The organism is Roseibium sp. RKSG952 (assembly GCF_009711355.1).
Genome location: NZ_SMMF01000841.1, coordinates 1 through 15,993, shown reverse-complemented (window position 1 = coordinate 15,993; position 15,993 = coordinate 1). Strand labels below are relative to the sequence as shown.

Genomic DNA, 15,993 nt, shown 5'->3' with positions numbered 1-15,993 from the left:
GCGCGTTCGAATCGCGCCGGGGTCACCAATTATTTCAATGACTTATAGCATGCTTACTGCTGCGACTGCTCCAGACGTGCCTCAGCAAGATGATTGTGATCTGAGCGCTCCGGTGCCTTTCGTGAAACACCAGGCTGCCAAGACTGCCGCGACGTGCCTCGTCCGGTCCGGCTTAAGCCGACAAAATGAGTTCACCCCGTCACGTCCAGCCATTGGCGGACGCGGTTTTCCGGGTTCGGGTTCAAGATGATGTCGGTGACGGCGGCGACGCTGTCGGCACCCGCATCGAGGACACCCGTCGCGCGTTCGACCGTCAGACCACCGATCCCGACCAGCGGCACGGTGCCAACGCGCTGTTTCCATTCCGTCACCTTTGGCAGGCCCTGCTCTGTCCATTTCATCTTCTTCAGAATGGTCGGATAGACCGGGCCAAGGGCGACATAGTCCGGATCATGGGACAGCGCGCGTTCCAGCTCTGAATCGTCGTGCGTGGACAGGCCGAGTTTCATGCCCGCCTTGCGGATCGCCGGAACATCGGCCTCGTCCAGATCCTCCTGACCGAGATGGACAAAATCACAGCCCAGTTCAATCGCCGCCTGCCAATAGTCGTTGACCACAAGAATGGCACCATGGCGGGCGCACAGGTCCCGCGCCGCGGCGATTTCGGCGCGCACGGTCTCCGCACTCTGGTCCTTGATCCGCAGCTGGACCAGCTTCACGCCAAGCGGCAGGGTGCGCCGCAGCCAGCCGGTGTGGTCGAAGACGGGGTAAAAACGGGGCAGCTTCATTAAAGGAACGCCTTGCCAATCACGGGTGTGGACGGTTCGGCCATGTCGCGCGCCTCAATGGCACCGGCCTCATGGCACAAGCGGCCCGCCTCGACTGCCAGCGCCATCGCGCGCGCCATGGCGGCAGGATCGCCTGCCCGAGCAACGGCAGTGTTGAGGAGAACGGCGTCATAGCCGAGCTCCAGAGCATGCGCGGCATGGCTGGGCAGACCGATGCCGGCATCGATGACCAGCGGTGTGTCGGGAAACTCCGCCCGCATGGCCCGCAGTGCATATTCGTTGTTGAGCCCCCGGCCAGAGCCGATCGGCGCGCCCCAGGGCATCAACACCTCGCAGCCGACCTCCAGCAAGCGTTCGCCGACGATCAGATCCTCGGTGGTGTAGGGAAACACCTCAAACCCGTCTTCGGTCAGAATGCGGGCGGCCTCGACCAGCTGAAACACGTCCGGCTGCAGACTGTCGGTGTGGCCGATCAGTTCCAGCTTGATCCAGCTGGTGCCGAACACCTCACGCGCCATTTTCGCGGTGGTCACGGCTTCGCGCACCGTATGGCATCCGGCCGTATTGGGGAGCACCAGAACGCCGAGGTCCTGGATCATGCTCCAGAATGCGCGCCCGGCACCACCACTGCCCTCTCGGCGCAGGGACACGGTCGCGACCCCGGCGCCAGAGGCCTTGAAGGCCTCGGCCAGAATTGCCGGGCTTGGATACTGTGCCGTGCCGAGCATCAGCGGATTGGGCAATTCCATGCCATAAAACTTGCGCACAATCAGCCTCCTTGCATGGGCGCCAGGACCTCGATCCGGTCACCCTCCTTCAGCACCAGTGTGCCGCGCTCGGGGGCAGGGACAAAGTCCTCGTTCACAGCCGTCGCCACGCAAGCGTCAAACCCCTGCTCTTCCAGAAGCCCATCCAGGGTCAGCGCCGAGATCTCGGCCAACTCACCGTTCAGAACGATTCTCATCAACCATCTCCGAGACTTTGTTGTCGAGCACCAGATCCGCCACCCCGCGGGCCAGAGCCGGTGCCAGCAGGTAGCCGTGGCGGTAAAGCCCGTTGGCATAAACGGTCCCGCCGCGCCGGCGGATTCGTGGCAGATTGTCGGGAAAGGCCGGACGCACATCAACGCCGATTTCGACAATTTCCGCTTCGCCAAAAGCCGGGTTCAGGGCGTAGGCCGCGCTCAGCATCTCCAGCATGGACCGGGCCGTAATCCGTTGCCGGTCCTCGCTTTCGATCATGGTCGCGCCCAGCATGTAAATGCCGCCGCCGCGCGGAACAATATAGAGCGGGATCCGCGGATGGAGAAGCCGGACGGGCCGGGTGATCTTCACATCCGGTGCATGGATCACCAGCATCTCGCCCTTGACACCGCGCAGATCCGTCAAGACATCGCGCGCCGCATAGCCCCGGCAGTCGATGGCCTGGCCGAATTCGCCCGGCACGTCTTCCCGGTGAAAAACGGTCCCCTGATCCATCAGGGCATTGCGCAGGTCGGTGAGCGCATAGCGCGGGTCAAGATGGGCTTCCGCACCGAAATAGAGGCCTTGACCGAACCCGGCCAGATCCGGCTCCATCTCTTCGATGGCTTGCCGTCCGACTTCGCTGAAACCGCTCGTCCGGTGCGAGAACCGGCGCAGATCCGGAAGATCGCGGCGATTGGCAACAACAAGCGTACCGCGCCGGGTTACCCTTGTCTTGCTGCCCCACCATTCAATCGCTTCTTGACCGAGGCGCAGGACCGGTTCTTCCGCGTTTTCATACTCGCACCAGGGAGCCAGCATGCCACCTGCCCACCAGGAACAGCCATGCGGCCCCGGGATGTCCCGGCGGTCATAGATTTCCACCCGGGCACCGCGCGCCACAAGCTCGGTTGCCACACACAATCCGGCAACGCCCGCGCCAATGATCGGGATCGCCGCCCCCTGAGACTTCACAGTTCCCATTCTCCCTGTTGCACCAGCGTCTTGCAGTCCTGCAGCCCGGCCAATTCCGCCCGACGGTGTAGCGCCGGGCGCGCTCGCCGCGCAAGTCCCCGGATCTGCCAAAGCCCGCCAGCTGCACGCCTTGCACGTCCAGATATACGCCACGCACCGGATCGCGCCACCGTCAATTGCGCAAGGGTGGTCTGCGTTGATGGAGTTTTTTTCTCGCGAAGGATCCGGGCTTAACCTGCAGTATCGTATGTGGCATCCAGTTTCATGCGCACATAATCGGCTGCAAGAACCGGAGGATAAATCGGCGGCCGGTCCGGCCCCTGGCAGGTCTCAAGACATTCCACCAGCGCATCCGGGTTCGGATCCAGAAAAAACGCGATTGCATACCGGTCCCGCCCCGCCCGGTTGACCACCCGGTGCGGTGTGGAAACATACGTGTCATTGGTCCAGCGCATAAGACAGTCGCCAATGTTGCAGACGAAGCACCCCGGCAAGGCCGGTGCCGCAATCCACGTGCCGTCCCGCCGTTGCACTTCCAGACCACCAACACCGCCGGGCATCAGCAAGGTGAGATTGCCATAGTCGGTATGTGTTCCCGCCCCGACCTGGCCTTCCGGCACATCATCGGGCTGCGGCGGATAGTGCAGCAGCCTCAGGGTTGCCAGCGGCGCATCCAGCTTGTCCTCGAAATAGTCCTGTTCAAGTCCGAGATCGGCGGCAATCGCCCGGTGCAAACCCCGCCCCAGGGCCCAAACGGCGTCAAAGTAGGCCAACAGCGTCTCACGCCAACCGGGGAAATCCGGCCACAAGTTGACGGCCCGAAACGGTTCACCGGACAAGATGCGCGGATCGTCCGGCCCCAGATCCCAGCCGAGATTGAAGGCTTCCTTGAGATCTGGCCGCGCCTTCGGATCAAGAGTTTCAGCCTTCATCGGCACGTAGCCGCGATTGGTTTTGAGAAAATCGCGGGTCAGGGCCATCTTCACGTCATCGGCACTTGCAAACAGTTGCCGCGCGGCAGCAAACACATCATCGACAAGCGCCGGGCTGATACCGTGGTTTTTGATATAGAAGAAGCCGATGCTTCGGGCAGCCTCGCCAATTTCAGCCGCAACCTGTTTCAAACCTGCGTCAGTGCCGCCTTGCAACGGGGTCAGGTCGATCACCGGCAAACCGGTATCTTGCGCAATTGCCGTGTCCGTTCCGATCATCAGCCCCATACCCTCCCGGTCCCAAGCCAGTATCCGCACCTGAATTCTAACGATTAGAAACGTGCAAGGCCAGCCGCACCATGAAAGGAACCGGGAGGACCCGGCTCGACTTGACGGGACAAGACATTACATGGAGATGGCAAAGAATGTCTTGCCTACGCCGGAAAGGACCCTCATGTCCCGCAGTTTGACAAGTCTGTTTGCCCTGACGGCGCTCTGCACGTCGGCTTCGGCAGAACCCTACCGCTACGAGCTTGACCCGAGCCATACGACGGTCGCCTTCCTTGTCGACCATCTCGGCTATGCCGAAACGCTCGGGCTTTTCACCGATATTTCGGGAAGCTTTACATATGACTTGGAAACACAGGTGCTGTCCGATCTGGCCGTTGAAATCGATACGGCCAGCATCGAGACATTCGACGAGGCCCGTGACAACCATGTTCGCGGGGCCGACTTTCTGGATGTGACAGCGTTTCCGTTGATGACGTTTACGGCAGACAGCGGCACCCCGCTGAGTGATACCGAAGGTTCGGTCACCGGTACATTGACTTTGCTGGGCCAAAGCCGTCCCCTCACCCTTGACGTCAAGCTGAACAGGACGGCGAAATATCCGTTCGGGCATGGCCGGTTCACGCTCGGGATCAGCGCCCGAACCGTCATCAAGCGCAGCGACTTCGGCATGACCTATGCAGTCGGCAACGGCTTTGTCGGGGATGATGTTCAGGTCATCATCGAAACCGAGGCAATGCGGGCGGCCGACTGAACCGCATGGCTGCAACACACCGGAATTGCACCAGTGCAGTGATTGGACTAAACAGCCGACGAGCGCGCTTTGCCGCCACATCCGCAATTCACGGGCACCCGCACAAGGGTTGCCATGGTCGAACAGGCTGCCAGATCCCGTCATGCAAGACAGCGCCCCCCAGCAACGCACGGAAACCGCAAGCGGTTTCACCGCAGCACCCGGTGCAACCGGAAAACTGCCGATCAGCGTCACAATCATCACATTGAACGAGGCGGTACGGATCGGAGACATGATCCGCACGGTGCAGGGCATCAGCGATGACATCATCGTCGTCGATTCCGGCAGTACGGATGCAACATGCCAGATTGCGGCAGACCTCGGTGCCCGGGTCCATCACCGGGACTGGACCGGCTATGGCGAGCAAAAGGCCTATGCCGAAAGCCTTGCCCGGCACGACTGGATCTTGAGCCTCGACGCCGACGAGTTTCTCTCGCCTGAGGCCGGGCAGCAGATACGGGACGAATTCCGGGACGGGCCACCGGCTCCCGGAGCCTATCGCATGTGGGTCGTCTTCGTTTACCCCGGAGACACAAGGCCGCGCCCGTTTGCCAAGGACCACAGCATCGTCAAGCTGTTTCACCGCGCCATCGGCGGCACCAACACCCATCCGATCTTCGACCGCGTCGATCTGGCCGAAGGCATCGAGCCCAAAGTACTGACGGCGCCGGTCTATCACCGCACGATCACCAGCTTCGATCAGATGGTCGAAAAGGGAAACCGGTTCTCCTCGCATCAGGCACGGGCCTATCCGAACAAAAGCGCGCTCTATCTGAAACTGCGGCTGCCCTTCGAAATGCCCTACTGGTTCTTTCGGGCCTATTTCATCCGCGGGCATTTCACCGGTGGCTGGAAAGGGTTCATCTTTGCAATGAACATGGCCTATTTCCGCATGATCAAGATTGCCAAGCTGCTGGAGCGGATCGAGCGCGGCAGAACAGACGAAGACCAAGAGCCCGGCACATAAAACCGGCTGGCCTGGCCAACATCAAAAATCCGCATTTCGACGCAACAACCGCGTCATGTGCCGTTGCCGCATGAACGGCTGAATTGCATTTCCCCGGCAGTCCGACTAGGTTTCGCGGGCTGCGGCAAGGGTGGCCAAGCCCTTGCCGGACAAGATATTGACTTGAGGTAAGGCTGAACAGGATCTGCCGACATGATGAATTTCGAAGCACTCAGGGCCTCCGGAGAACGGACCCAACCGTTCCGCTACATTGTCGGAAGCGATGTGGTGACGCCGGAACAAGCAGCCGAAATACGCCGTGACTACCCCGACATCAAGGAAACCGGCTATCTGCCCCTGTCCAAACTGGAGTCGCAAGGTGCCTTCCAGAAGCTGATTGAAGATCTTCAATCGCCGGAGCTCGCCGCCATCCTTTCGGAAAAGCTGGGTCTCGACCTCTATGACAAGCCGCGAATGATCACGGTCCGCCGGCACTCCAAGATCGGCGATGGCCGGATCCACAACGATTCCAAGTCCAAGATCTGCACCATGCTGATCTATCTCAACGATGGCTGGAACAACGCCGAAGGCGGCGCGATCCGCGCGCTCAACAACGAAACGAGCATGGACGATTTCGCCGAGGAAGTGTCACCACTCGCCGGCAACGTTTTTGCCTTCGCCCGTTCCGAAAACAGCTGGCACGGTCATCCGCCTTTCGAAGGCGAACGGTTTGTCGTGCAGACCACCTTCCTGACCTCGGAAGAGGAATTGCGCCGCAAGGAAAACCGCGGCGGCTTCCAGACCAAGCTGAAGCGGCTTTTCGGGATCAACTAGCTCCCGAACAATGGCAAGCAATACAAAAGGCGGCTTACCGGCCGCCTTTTTCGTGCGCCTCTGCTAAAAGGTCCCGCCCGGCCATGTCATCCGTTTCGGCTGCTATCCGGCAATGGGCATGGCGCGCAAAACGGCGTTTTGCGAAAACCCTGTAGAGCGCTCCGGCGGCGGGACGGATCCCGGGAAGCGAGACGAATTTGGCGAGCAGGTTCCAGCCGCGAAACTGCCCCCACATCACAATGAACGCGTCGACGCCCTTGTGCAGATGCCCGGCGTCATCTTCGACATGCATCATCATCAAGGCCTCTGTTTGGGTGATGCCCCGGCCCTGAAGATCTTCCGGGTGTCGGGCAATATCCTGCCAGATGATGCTTTTTTGCGCCTGCCGCCTTTTGAAATAGTTGATCTCGCGGGTGCACAAGCCGCATTTGCCGTCGAAATAAACCGTGATCACATCGAACTCCTCATTTGTTGTCGCTACGCATGAAGATCCGCATGAGTTCACCCGTGAAACGAAAAAGGCGGGCCAACCGGCCCGCCTTTGACACCAACGGCTGTTTACCGCTCAGCGGCGGGTCCAGGCTGACCGGTCAATATCGAGATCCGGAAAATCATCCGGATTCAAAACCGGGCGCGCCACGCCGTTCTTCAGCTGCGTGCGGAAATCCTTGAGAATCCGCAGGCAAACCGGAAGCAGCATCATGATCGCGACGAGGTTGACCAGCGCGAGAATACCCATCAGAGGGTCTGCAAAGAAGAACACCGCCGTGGCGCCCGGCGCGGTTGCGCCAAGAAACACAACCACGATGATCACGACGCGCAGCACCTGGATCGCCATCGGGTGCCTGGTGATCACGGACAGCGCATTCTCACCCAGATAGTAGTTGTAGATGATGGTGCTGAAGGAGAACAGCAACAGCATGATCGCCAGGGCGTATTTCGACCATTCGCCCAAATGGGCCGCGAGCGATTGCTGCGTCAGGACAACCCCGTCAACCTCTGCGCCCGGTACATAAACGCCGGACAGCAGGATGATGAAAGCCGTGCAGCTACAGACCACCATCGTGTCGATAAAGACGGAAAATGACTGTGTGATGCCCTGGCTGATCGGATGGCGGACATCAGCGGTCGCGGCCACGTTTGGCGCAGACCCGAGACCCGCTTCGTTGGAGAAGAGACCGCGGCGAAGGCCTTGGGCAAGTGCGGCACCCATGCCACCACCGACGGCCTCATTGAAGCCGAACGCATTGGCGACAATGGTGTAGATCACCGACGGCAATTCCGTGATGTTCACGAGGATCACGGCCAGCGCCAGCAGAATGTACCCGAGCGCCATCACCGGAACGATCACATCCGCGACCTTGGCGATCCGCCGGATGCCGCCAAAGACGACCAGCGCTGCCAGAACCGCCAGCAATATCCCGGTCCACAAGCGCCCGGCGCCGAAGCTTTCCTCGATCGCGCCGGCAACGGTGTTGCCCTGAAACGCGTTGAAGCCCAGCCCGAATGCGCCGATCAGGCACACCGCATAAAGAACGGCAAGCCACCGGAAATCTTTTCCGAGGCCGTGAATGATCGAGCGCGCCGGCCCCCCCCGGAACATCCCGTCCGGCTGCCGCTCCTTGAAGAGCTGTGCCAGCGAGCATTCGACAAGGCTTGTGGCCATGCCGACAAACGCAATTGCCCACATCCAGAAGACGGCACCGGGTCCGCCCAGGGAGATCGCGACCGCAACGCCGGCAACATTGCCGCCGCCAACGCGTCCGCCAACGGACAAAAGCAGGGCTTCGCGGGCCGAAATCGCGTTCGGATCGGCGGACTGGTTCTTGCCGGACAGAACGCGGAACATGCGCCCAAAGAACTGAAACTGTACAAATCCGGTCATCAGCGTGATGAAAATACCGAAGACCACAAGAAGCGGAATCAGCGACCACCCCCAGGTCAGGTCGCCGATAACGGCGAACAGCTGGTGTATCAAATCCATGACAGGGCTCCCAATACGCCGCCGGACAGCGGCGCTTTCGTTATTATTGAGACATGTTGCAAGGTCGGTATTTCAGCGCCAATACCGCGCCATCGCAACACGTCAAGCTACCGCTTCTAGTCAGTGAGAGCGCTGCCGCAAACGAAAAGACGACATAAATTTCAATTTTTTTGACATGTGTTCCATATCTACAATTTTAGCAGTTTAGAAAGTTTGCAAGTTTACTCGGCAATTCTGCCGATCATTTAGCCTACCGCAGCGTTTCGCAATTTGCGTGCCGCGATCACTTAGGGTTTGACTATCGGCGGCAGCTCGCGCAGCCTTCGCTCATCCGATCGGGAGGAGGCTGCTTATGACTTTCAAGGCATTGGTCGTGGACAAGGACGCGGAGGGGAACACCCACGCATCGGTCAGGGAACTCGAAGACAATCAACTTCCGGATGCAAATGTCACCGTGTCCGTTGAATACTCCACGCTGAATTACAAGGACGGCTTGTGCATTGGCCCCGGTGGCGGACTGGTAAAAACCTACCCGCATGTGCCGGGCATCGACTTTGCCGGGACAGTCGAAGACTCCTCCGACGATTGGTACAAGCCCGGCGACAAGGTGGTCCTGACCGGATGGCGTGTCGGCGAAATCTGGTGGGGCGGCTATGCCCAGAAGGCCTGCGTCAAGGGCGAGTGGCTTGTGCCGTTGCCGGACGGCCTGACGACACGGGACGCCATGGCCATCGGGACCGCAGGTTTCACGGCCATGCTGGCCGTCATGGCGCTGGAGAACCATGGGCTGAAGCCGGAAAACGGGCCTGTTCTGGTCACCGGCGCGGCTGGTGGCGTGGGGTCTGTTGCGACCGCGGTCCTGGCAAAACTCGGCTATGAGATTGCTGCCGTTACGGGGCGCGAATCCACATGGGACTATCTCAAGGCCCTCGGCGCGTCACGGATCGTGCCGCGTGACGAGATCAACGAAACGGTCAAACGCCCGCTGGAAGCCGAAACCTGGGCCGGGTGCATTGATGCGGTCGGCGGACCGATGCTGGCACGGGTTCTCGGCCAGATGAAATACGGTGCATCGGTCGCAGCCGTTGGTCTGGCGGGAGGCTCCTCCCTGCCCGCAACCGTCATTCCGTTTCTCTTGCGCGGGGTCAACCTGCTCGGGATCGACAGCGTTCTGCGGCCCTATGACGACCGCCTCAGGGCCTGGGAGCGTTTGGCAACAGATCTTCCCCTCGACAAGCTTCACGGAATGATCCATCCGGCAACCCTGACCGACCTGCCGCAGCTTGGGGCCGACATTTTGAAAGGTCAGGTCAAGGGCCGCGTCGTTGTAGACGTCAACGCCTGACGGGACTTGAGAATACCGGGCCAAATCAGCGGGAATCCGGTTGCGTTTTGACCCCGGTTTCCCTATAAGCACGCGGTCCAGAGTCGTCCGGCTCGTCGTGGGCTGAGCTTTTGCGTTCCGGCGCAGGGCCACCCCGGCCAGACACGGGCATGCCGTGGCGACTTCTCGATGCACCAACAAAAGAGTGGCGGACCTGATCCGCCGTCCTAAAGAAAGGATGCAAAATGCCCAAGCTGAAAACAAAGTCCGGCGCCAAAAAGCGCTTCAAAGTGACTGCGACCGGTAAGGTGAAGACCGCACAGGCCGGCAAGCGCCATGGCATGATCAAGCGCACGAACAAGTTCATCCGCAACGCTCGTGGCACCACCACGCTGAGCGATCAGGATGCAAAGATCGTGAAGCAGTTCCTGCCCTACGCTTAACCATAGCCGCCTTTAAGGAGATACACCCATGTCGCGTGTAAAACGGGGCGTTACCGCCCATGCCCGTCACAAAAAAGTTCTGAAGGCTGCCAAGGGCTACTATGGCCGCCGCAAGAATACCATCCGCGTTGCCAAGCAGGCGGTCGAAAAAGCCGGCCAGTACGCTTATCGCGACCGGAAAGCCAAGAAGCGGACCTTCCGGTCGCTCTGGATCCAGCGCATCAACGCTGCAACCCGCGAACACGGCCTGACCTATGGCCGCTTCATCGACGGCCTGAACAAGGCTGGCATTGAAGTCGACCGCAAGGTTCTGTCCGACCTGGCCATCCACCAGCCCGATGCCTTCAAGGCACTGGTTGAAAAGGCACAGGGCGCTCTGGCTTAATTACAGGCCGAACGCATCACAGGATCTGAAAAGCGCGCCCATCCGGCGCGCTTTTTTATTGCCAATGATCAGCCCCGGACCGCATAGATGTCGCCGGAGTTGGCTTCATGAGGCAGGTTCTGGATGTAATCCAGAAGAGCCCCGGCCGACCGGCATGCGTCAAACACAAGGGACTGGGTTTCACCAAGCGCCACATTAAAACGGTAATCCGCCAGCCTGGAGAGCAAACCAGCACATTCCTCAACAAGATCCCGCTGGATGGTGGTGAACTCGAAGGAAAGCGCAGCCACCGGAACGCTCAAGCCGGAAAGCACCACGGCCTCGAACCCCTCGACATCAATCTTGACGAAATCAGGCGTGCCGTGGGCCTCGATCAGCGCGTCAAGCGTTGTGCAGGGAACCGTCAGCTCCCGGTCCCACTCCTGCCCTTCCCACCCGGCTGCCCCCTGAGCCGCTTCGGTAAAGGCGCGGGAGGCGGTCGTGACCGTCGGATTGCCGGAGTTCACGCGCAAGGTCATCTCCCCGGCATCAGCTCCGCAGGCAGCCTGCACCAGAACGACCTGCCGGTCCTGCCCGTGGATCAGTTGCAAGGCCCGGAATGGCAACGGCTGGGGCTCAAGGGCGACCACACGCGCACCGCAACGCCGGAATGAACCGATGCGGTCCCCGACATGGCTGCCAATGTCGAACGCCAGCCCGCCCGCCTGGACAAAATTCCGGTAAAGCGCATCCATTGCCACATCACGGACCTCATCGCCGTAATAGGTTCGCAGCGACCTGAATACCCCGTTCAAGGCTCTCGATGGCATGCTCTCTCCTCCGCAAAACGCGCCGTGGCATTGTCGAACCCGGGTTCAGCGCAACGCCAGCTTGCTTGTGTTTTATTTATCAGATGGGCCGGGAAAGGCGAGTATGGGCTCCGCGCGCCATTGATCCTGGCACAGGTCTTGTTTCGTTCAAGGTGTACACAAGGCAAATGTACCGAAATGGGACAATCGGAGGTGGCGATCTTGCGTATTGTATCGGCATTGGCTCAAAAGCGTTCAAATACGGGACACAAGCGGCAGCATCCTACCGGCAGCCTGCATGAAGAGCCCTGCCGCACAGGGTTCAATGTGCCCCAGGTTGCCGGCCCCGCGCCGGTGCTCAATCCCAAGGCCTATACAGACGGATTTTTCTCAAACTCTGTGTTTGTTGCGCACCTGATTGCAACACGGGACGAAAATGACCAACCCCGCACCTGTTCGCATACCGCCCTGGAAGACGGCGCCAGGTCTTATGGGGATGTTGCTGCACGACCCCGGCGGCGTCAGCCTGGCTATGTAGTATCCACAAGTCTCTAGAATACAAACTTGCAGAGACCCATTTGAACAAAGTGTGACATGGCACACTGCTGAGACTTAATTTTTTTGTCATTTAATTTGCGCAACGGCAGATTTTGCCAAACAGATCGAAGACAAGCATGCATGTCACCCCATCGGCCATCCTGACATGCTTGCAGGCCCCCTCCCACGAAAGGAGGGGGCCTACAACCTTCAAGCTGCCCCGGAAAGTCGTTGACGTCTTGTGCGCAGGATCAATACCCGGCTGCATGACCGTCCTTGCGCGGATCGGACCCGGCGATCAGCAGCTTGCGTGACCTGTCTATCCGGATCGCCTGACTTCCGCCGATCGGGCTGGCTGCAGCGCGAACATCATGCCCATATTGCCTGAGACCCTCGACCGTGTTTTCGGGTAGGGCTGCCTCTGCATCCAGCGCGCCGGTCTGAAGATCAAAAAACATTCGCGGGCAATCAATGGCTGCTTGCACATCCATGCCATAGTCAATGATGTTGGTAAGCAGATGCGCGTGGCCGCAGGCCTGATAATGCCCGCCCATGACCCCGAAGCAGAGCCAGGGATGCCCGCTCTTCAACCCCATCGCCGGGATGATCGTATGCAGCGGATATTTGCCCCCGGCAATCGACTGTGCCTGACCGGGCCTTGCCGTGAACACCGAGCCGCGATTGTGCAGCAAAACACCAGACTTCGGGGCAACAATACCGCTGCCGAACTCACTGAAAATCGAGTTGATCAGCGAGACGGACAACCCGTCCTTGTCGACCACGGACAAATAGACCGTGTCCGTCTGGGGAGCGAGACCGATGACCGGGAAATCCTTCGAGCGGCGGCCGGCAGTTATCATCGGCAGCAGCTGGTCGATTGTGGCCTCCGATATCAGATCGGCAGCGCCGATTTCCATGAAGGCCGGATCTGTAACAAACCTGTCCCGAACCGCATAGGCGAGACGTGCAGCCTCCATTTGCAGATGGAACCGGTCTGCTCCGAGCGGGTCAAGGCTCTCAAGATCGAACCGCTCCAGAATGCCGAGGATCACCAGCGCGATCACGCCTTGCCCGTTGGGGGGCAACTCTGCAATCGTGTGTCCGCGATAGCCGCGCATGATTGGCGCGACGATGCTTGTGTGACATGCTCCCAGATCCTCCAGATCCAGAAGACCGCCGAGATCCCGGACCGCTGACACGATATCCTCGGCAATCGGGCCGGAATAAAACGCCTCCGCGCCGCCTGAGGCAATCGCCGCCAGACTGTCCGCAAGGCGTGGATACTTGAGAATGGTCCCGGCTTTTGGCGCTGCCCCATCAATCAGATAGTCCGCGGCACTTGCGGGCAAACGTGCCAGCTTGCCGACATTGCATGCCCAATCCCGTGCGACCCGCGGCGCGACGGGAAACCCGTTGGCGGCGTAGTCGATCGCACGCGTCAACAGCGCATCCAGCCCCCGGGTACCATGTGCCTTCAGAATGGTTTCCCAAGCCCGGACAGCACCGGGAACAGTGACGGAATGCGGCGATACCGGCGGGATCTGGTCAACAACACCCAAGTCTGCAAGCCTTTTCGGCGAGGCGGCAGCGGGTGCGGCACCCGATCCGTTGAAGCCGGTCATGCGCCCGTCCGGCTCCATGACGATTGCAAAACAGTCGCCGCCGATCCCGTTCATATGCGGCTCGACCACCGCCTGAACGGCACAGGCGGCAATCGCGGCATCGACGGCGTTGCCGCCTTCATAAAGCACTTCGAGCGCTGCGGAAGTCGCAAGGGGATGGGAGGTTGCAACCGCTGCATTCCGGGCAAGAACGGGAGACCGCCCCGGCCGTTCAAAATCACGAAACAAAACGATCCTCCCCCCGGATGCCTGAATGATCTTTTCGCGTCAGGCAGCAATGATTGACTGCTTTTGCACCTAGTCGGCCATCCAAGCAGATGATAGCCCTCCCAAAAAGAGCCTATCGGACACTACGGAGAAGTTTCGTCATGCGCAAACTGTCACTTTCAACCGCCCAGCAAATCATTGCCGCCGCTCTCGAAAAGGCAGCCGAACTCGGCCTCAAGCCCCTGACGGTTGTTGTCTTGGACGATGGCGGCCATACGGTCGCTCTGGCACGTCAGGACGGTTCCTCGATCCTGCGCCCGCAAATTGCCAACGGCAAAGCCTATGGCGCGCTCTCGGTCGGCACCGGCACCCGCTGGCTGCAGGCCAATGCGGAAACCCGCCCGCATTTCGTACAGGCCCTGAACGGTGCTGCCGGCGGATCGATCATCCCGGTCCCGGGTGGCGTTCTCGTGAAAAACGCGGACGGCGATGTTCTCGGCGCGGTCGGCATCACCGGTGACACCTCGGACAATGACGAAGCCGCCGCCCTTGCCGGCATCGCCGCCGCCGGGCTGGTGGCCGACTGCGGTTAAGCCGAGCCGCAATTTCCGGCACGCATCTGCCGCCTGGATGCCGACGGTACACTGCCCCAAGCGGGCAAGTGACATATTTCCGGGCAGAGCCCTCAGGTTTTGCAAGCGGAACCCTGCCACATTCCCCCGTTCACAGACGGGGCCGGGCCGAATTTCGGGTCTTGCGGATGCACCATGCCTCGCGAAAAAAAACAGGGCGCTGAAAGCGCCCTGACAGTTCCCTGATTACGAGATGTGCTCGTGGGGTGATAAATACATCTTCACGCTCACAGCCGTTATCCGAAAAACGAAATCGATTTCATAAATCTTTTGAGCATCCGTTTCGGGCAAGGCCTTCTTGATTGCAATTTTCTCCCGTCCCGGATGGCTGCATTTTCGAGGAGTATGAACGGCCGTATGATGGCGATGAAATCCTTCGGGAGAGGTTTATCGAGCCAGACGATGTAATTGTATTTCGCCCATTGGGCCGGATTGAAGCACATCGTGAAGAGGGCCCGCAGCCCATCATCCGTATTCAAACCAACGGCCAAAAAATCCACTTCACAATTTACTATTAAGCAAAATCGACATCTCAAAATCATCGATCCGTGCAAGCATATACGGACGGGGGCATTGTGGCATCACTCTCGAAACCATTTACGTTTCGGATTCCATGAGATGAAAATGAAGCGTCCTTCCGAGCCGCTCTCCGGGCATCGCCTGTTCCAGACCGAAAATCTGGACGAAGCGCGAATGCTTGTTGGAGAAAAATTTTGCGATCATCGGCTCGATATCGCATCCGGTAGCGACCTTTTTGATGTCCACTATAACAGGATCGAGGGTCTGGCAACCTCCCTGAACTACCTGCAATACGGAGCTTCGACGAGGATTGAGCCCGGAGAGCTCGAAAGCTTCTATCTCATTCAAATCCCGCTCACGGGCCAGGCAGATATTGATAACAGCAATGGAGAGATAACGACCGGCCCCGGTCTCGGCAGCGTCCTAAATCCACACCGCCGCACAAAAATGCTCTGGCATAAAGGATGCTCGCAATTTCTTCTTCAAGTGGACGCCAAGGCTCTGACACATTACGCCGAGTGCCTGAAAGGCGGACCGTTGGCGTCTCCCGTGACTTTCGAGACAGCCATAGACGCACATCGTGCAGCAACGGCAAACTGGACCAGAAAGCTGCGGACGTGTTTTGACCTGGCAGAAAAGGGCCTTGTTTTTGGGCCCGGGTCGGAGAACACACAAGCCCTGATCGAAGAAGAACTGATCTCGGGCTTCCTCAAAAGCCAGCCAAGCAACATTTCTTTTCAGCTTGAAAGTGCACCAAAGCCCGCCGGGAACATTCATGTCCGGCATGCGATTCAGTTCATGATGGAGAGGATCGCAGGCCCCATAACGCTAAGCAGGCTCGCCGAGCACACAGGCGTTTCCACACGGAGTTTGCAACTGGCATTCCAGGCAGAGTACGGCAAGTCGCCCATGCAATATTTGCGGGAGCTCCGTCTCCGCTTGGCGCGGGAGATCATTGCACAATCAAACGCCAGTGAAACGGTGAGCGAGATCTGCCACCGTGTCTGCCGCGCGACAAACAGGGTGAGAACGAG

Annotated in this window: 17 protein-coding genes; 8 read left to right on the top strand and 9 right to left on the bottom strand. The window is 59.5% G+C overall.

What is annotated here, in order from left to right; all coding sequences use genetic code 11:
* Positions 1-191: 191 nt before the first annotated feature.
* The 5 genes from E1297_RS09820 to E1297_RS09800 form a co-directional block, all read right to left on the bottom strand.
* Positions 192-788, bottom strand: a complete 597-nt coding sequence (locus E1297_RS09820; protein WP_155137331.1) for a thiamine phosphate synthase — start codon at positions 786-788, stop codon at positions 192-194.
* Positions 788-1,555 carry a thiazole synthase gene (locus E1297_RS09815; protein WP_368669507.1) on the bottom strand — a complete coding sequence of 256 codons (768 nt, stop codon included), beginning with the start codon at positions 1,553-1,555 and terminating at the stop codon, positions 788-790. Before E1297_RS09815 ends, E1297_RS09820 begins: the two co-directional genes overlap by 1 nt.
* Positions 1,556-1,557: 2 nt before the next feature.
* Complete coding sequence (gene thiS / locus E1297_RS09810; RefSeq protein WP_155137328.1) at positions 1,558-1,752, bottom strand: sulfur carrier protein ThiS; 195 nt, start codon at positions 1,750-1,752, stop codon at positions 1,558-1,560.
* A complete protein-coding gene (locus E1297_RS09805; protein WP_368669506.1) occupies positions 1,730-2,725 on the bottom strand; it encodes an FAD-dependent oxidoreductase in 996 nt (331 codons plus the stop codon). The genes thiS and E1297_RS09805 overlap by 23 nt, the downstream gene beginning before the upstream one ends.
* Positions 2,726-2,955: 230 nt before the next feature.
* Positions 2,956-3,975 (bottom strand): isopenicillin N synthase family oxygenase, encoded by a 1,020-nt coding sequence (locus E1297_RS09800; protein WP_209015732.1) that lies wholly within the window; start codon positions 3,973-3,975, stop codon positions 2,956-2,958.
* A 136-nt stretch (positions 3,976-4,111) separates the two neighbouring features.
* Between E1297_RS09800 and E1297_RS09795 the strand changes: the two genes are divergently transcribed.
* The 3 genes from E1297_RS09795 (at position 4,112) to E1297_RS09785 (ending at position 6,518) form a co-directional block, all read left to right on the top strand.
* Positions 4,112-4,699 carry a YceI family protein gene (locus E1297_RS09795; protein WP_155137322.1) on the top strand — a complete coding sequence of 196 codons (588 nt, stop codon included), beginning with the start codon at positions 4,112-4,114 and terminating at the stop codon, positions 4,697-4,699.
* A 142-nt stretch (positions 4,700-4,841) separates the two neighbouring features.
* The gene (locus tag E1297_RS09790; RefSeq protein ID WP_196223260.1) at positions 4,842-5,705 is read left to right on the top strand and encodes a glycosyltransferase family 2 protein; all 864 of its coding nucleotides are present in this window, start codon (positions 4,842-4,844) and stop codon (positions 5,703-5,705) included.
* A gap of 192 nt (positions 5,706-5,897) precedes the next feature.
* Positions 5,898-6,518 (top strand): 2OG-Fe(II) oxygenase, encoded by a 621-nt coding sequence (locus E1297_RS09785; protein ID WP_155137316.1) that lies wholly within the window; start codon positions 5,898-5,900, stop codon positions 6,516-6,518.
* 34 nt (positions 6,519-6,552) lie between these two features.
* Here E1297_RS09785 and E1297_RS09780 read toward each other — a convergent pair whose 3' ends face one another.
* Positions 6,553-6,972 carry a DUF393 domain-containing protein gene (locus E1297_RS09780; protein WP_209015731.1) on the bottom strand — a complete coding sequence of 140 codons (420 nt, stop codon included), beginning with the start codon at positions 6,970-6,972 and terminating at the stop codon, positions 6,553-6,555.
* 111 nt (positions 6,973-7,083) lie between these two features.
* Positions 7,084-8,502 carry a sodium:alanine symporter family protein gene (locus E1297_RS09775; RefSeq protein ID WP_155137313.1) on the bottom strand — a complete coding sequence of 473 codons (1,419 nt, stop codon included), beginning with the start codon at positions 8,500-8,502 and terminating at the stop codon, positions 7,084-7,086.
* Positions 8,503-8,854: 352 nt separating this feature from the next.
* Here E1297_RS09775 and E1297_RS09770 point away from each other — a divergent pair, with 352 nt between their 5' ends.
* The 3 genes from E1297_RS09770 to rplT all read left to right on the top strand — a co-directional run bounded on the left by E1297_RS09770 (position 8,855) and on the right by rplT (position 10,654).
* Positions 8,855-9,847: an MDR family oxidoreductase gene (locus tag E1297_RS09770; protein ID WP_155137310.1), complete on the top strand. Its 993-nt coding sequence runs from the start codon at positions 8,855-8,857 to the stop codon at positions 9,845-9,847.
* A 224-nt stretch (positions 9,848-10,071) separates the two neighbouring features.
* Complete coding sequence (gene rpmI, locus E1297_RS09765; protein ID WP_023002610.1) at positions 10,072-10,269, top strand: 50S ribosomal protein L35; 198 nt, start codon at positions 10,072-10,074, stop codon at positions 10,267-10,269.
* A 28-nt stretch (positions 10,270-10,297) separates the two neighbouring features.
* Positions 10,298-10,654, top strand: coding sequence for a 50S ribosomal protein L20 (gene rplT, locus E1297_RS09760; protein ID WP_155137307.1), 357 nt, complete (start codon positions 10,298-10,300; stop codon positions 10,652-10,654).
* Between the two features lie 68 nt (positions 10,655-10,722).
* Here the strand turns inward: rplT and E1297_RS09755 are convergent, their stop codons facing one another.
* Together E1297_RS09755 and E1297_RS09750 are read right to left on the bottom strand one after the other, a co-directional pair.
* Positions 10,723-11,463 (bottom strand): FkbM family methyltransferase, encoded by a 741-nt coding sequence (locus E1297_RS09755; protein ID WP_155137302.1) that lies wholly within the window; start codon positions 11,461-11,463, stop codon positions 10,723-10,725.
* Positions 11,464-12,230: 767 nt separating this feature from the next.
* Positions 12,231-13,829, bottom strand: coding sequence for a gamma-glutamyltransferase family protein (locus E1297_RS09750; RefSeq protein ID WP_155137300.1), 1,599 nt, complete (start codon positions 13,827-13,829; stop codon positions 12,231-12,233).
* Between the two features lie 140 nt (positions 13,830-13,969).
* On the opposite strand from E1297_RS09750, the gene E1297_RS09745 reads away from it, so the two are divergent.
* Both E1297_RS09745 and E1297_RS09740 read left to right on the top strand, forming a co-directional pair.
* Positions 13,970-14,401 (top strand): heme-binding protein, encoded by a 432-nt coding sequence (locus tag E1297_RS09745; protein ID WP_155137297.1) that lies wholly within the window; start codon positions 13,970-13,972, stop codon positions 14,399-14,401.
* 447 nt (positions 14,402-14,848) lie between these two features.
* A partial coding sequence (locus E1297_RS09740) for a helix-turn-helix domain-containing protein (protein ID WP_155137294.1) occupies positions 14,849-15,993 on the top strand: 1,145 nt, incomplete at its 3' end.

What these genes read in the sequence shown, in the direction of transcription:
- E1297_RS09820 (WP_155137331.1), bottom strand. Translation starts at nt 788, where the DNA reads ATGAAGCTGCCCCGTTTTTACCCCGTCTTCGACCACACCGGCTGGCTG.
- thiS (WP_155137328.1), bottom strand. Translation starts at nt 1,752, where the DNA reads ATGAGAATCGTTCTGAACGGTGAGTTGGCCGAGATCTCGGCGCTGACC.
- E1297_RS09795 (WP_155137322.1), top strand. Translation starts at nt 4,112, where the DNA reads ATGTCCCGCAGTTTGACAAGTCTGTTTGCCCTGACGGCGCTCTGCACG.
- E1297_RS09790 (WP_196223260.1), top strand. Translation starts at nt 4,842, where the DNA reads ATGCAAGACAGCGCCCCCCAGCAACGCACGGAAACCGCAAGCGGTTTC.
- E1297_RS09785 (WP_155137316.1), top strand. Translation starts at nt 5,898, where the DNA reads ATGATGAATTTCGAAGCACTCAGGGCCTCCGGAGAACGGACCCAACCG.
- E1297_RS09775 (WP_155137313.1), bottom strand. Translation starts at nt 8,502, where the DNA reads ATGGATTTGATACACCAGCTGTTCGCCGTTATCGGCGACCTGACCTGG.
- E1297_RS09770 (WP_155137310.1), top strand. Translation starts at nt 8,855, where the DNA reads ATGACTTTCAAGGCATTGGTCGTGGACAAGGACGCGGAGGGGAACACC.
- rpmI (WP_023002610.1), top strand. Translation starts at nt 10,072, where the DNA reads ATGCCCAAGCTGAAAACAAAGTCCGGCGCCAAAAAGCGCTTCAAAGTG.
- rplT (WP_155137307.1), top strand. Translation starts at nt 10,298, where the DNA reads ATGTCGCGTGTAAAACGGGGCGTTACCGCCCATGCCCGTCACAAAAAA.
- E1297_RS09755 (WP_155137302.1), bottom strand. Translation starts at nt 11,463, where the DNA reads ATGCCATCGAGAGCCTTGAACGGGGTATTCAGGTCGCTGCGAACCTAT.
- E1297_RS09745 (WP_155137297.1), top strand. Translation starts at nt 13,970, where the DNA reads ATGCGCAAACTGTCACTTTCAACCGCCCAGCAAATCATTGCCGCCGCT.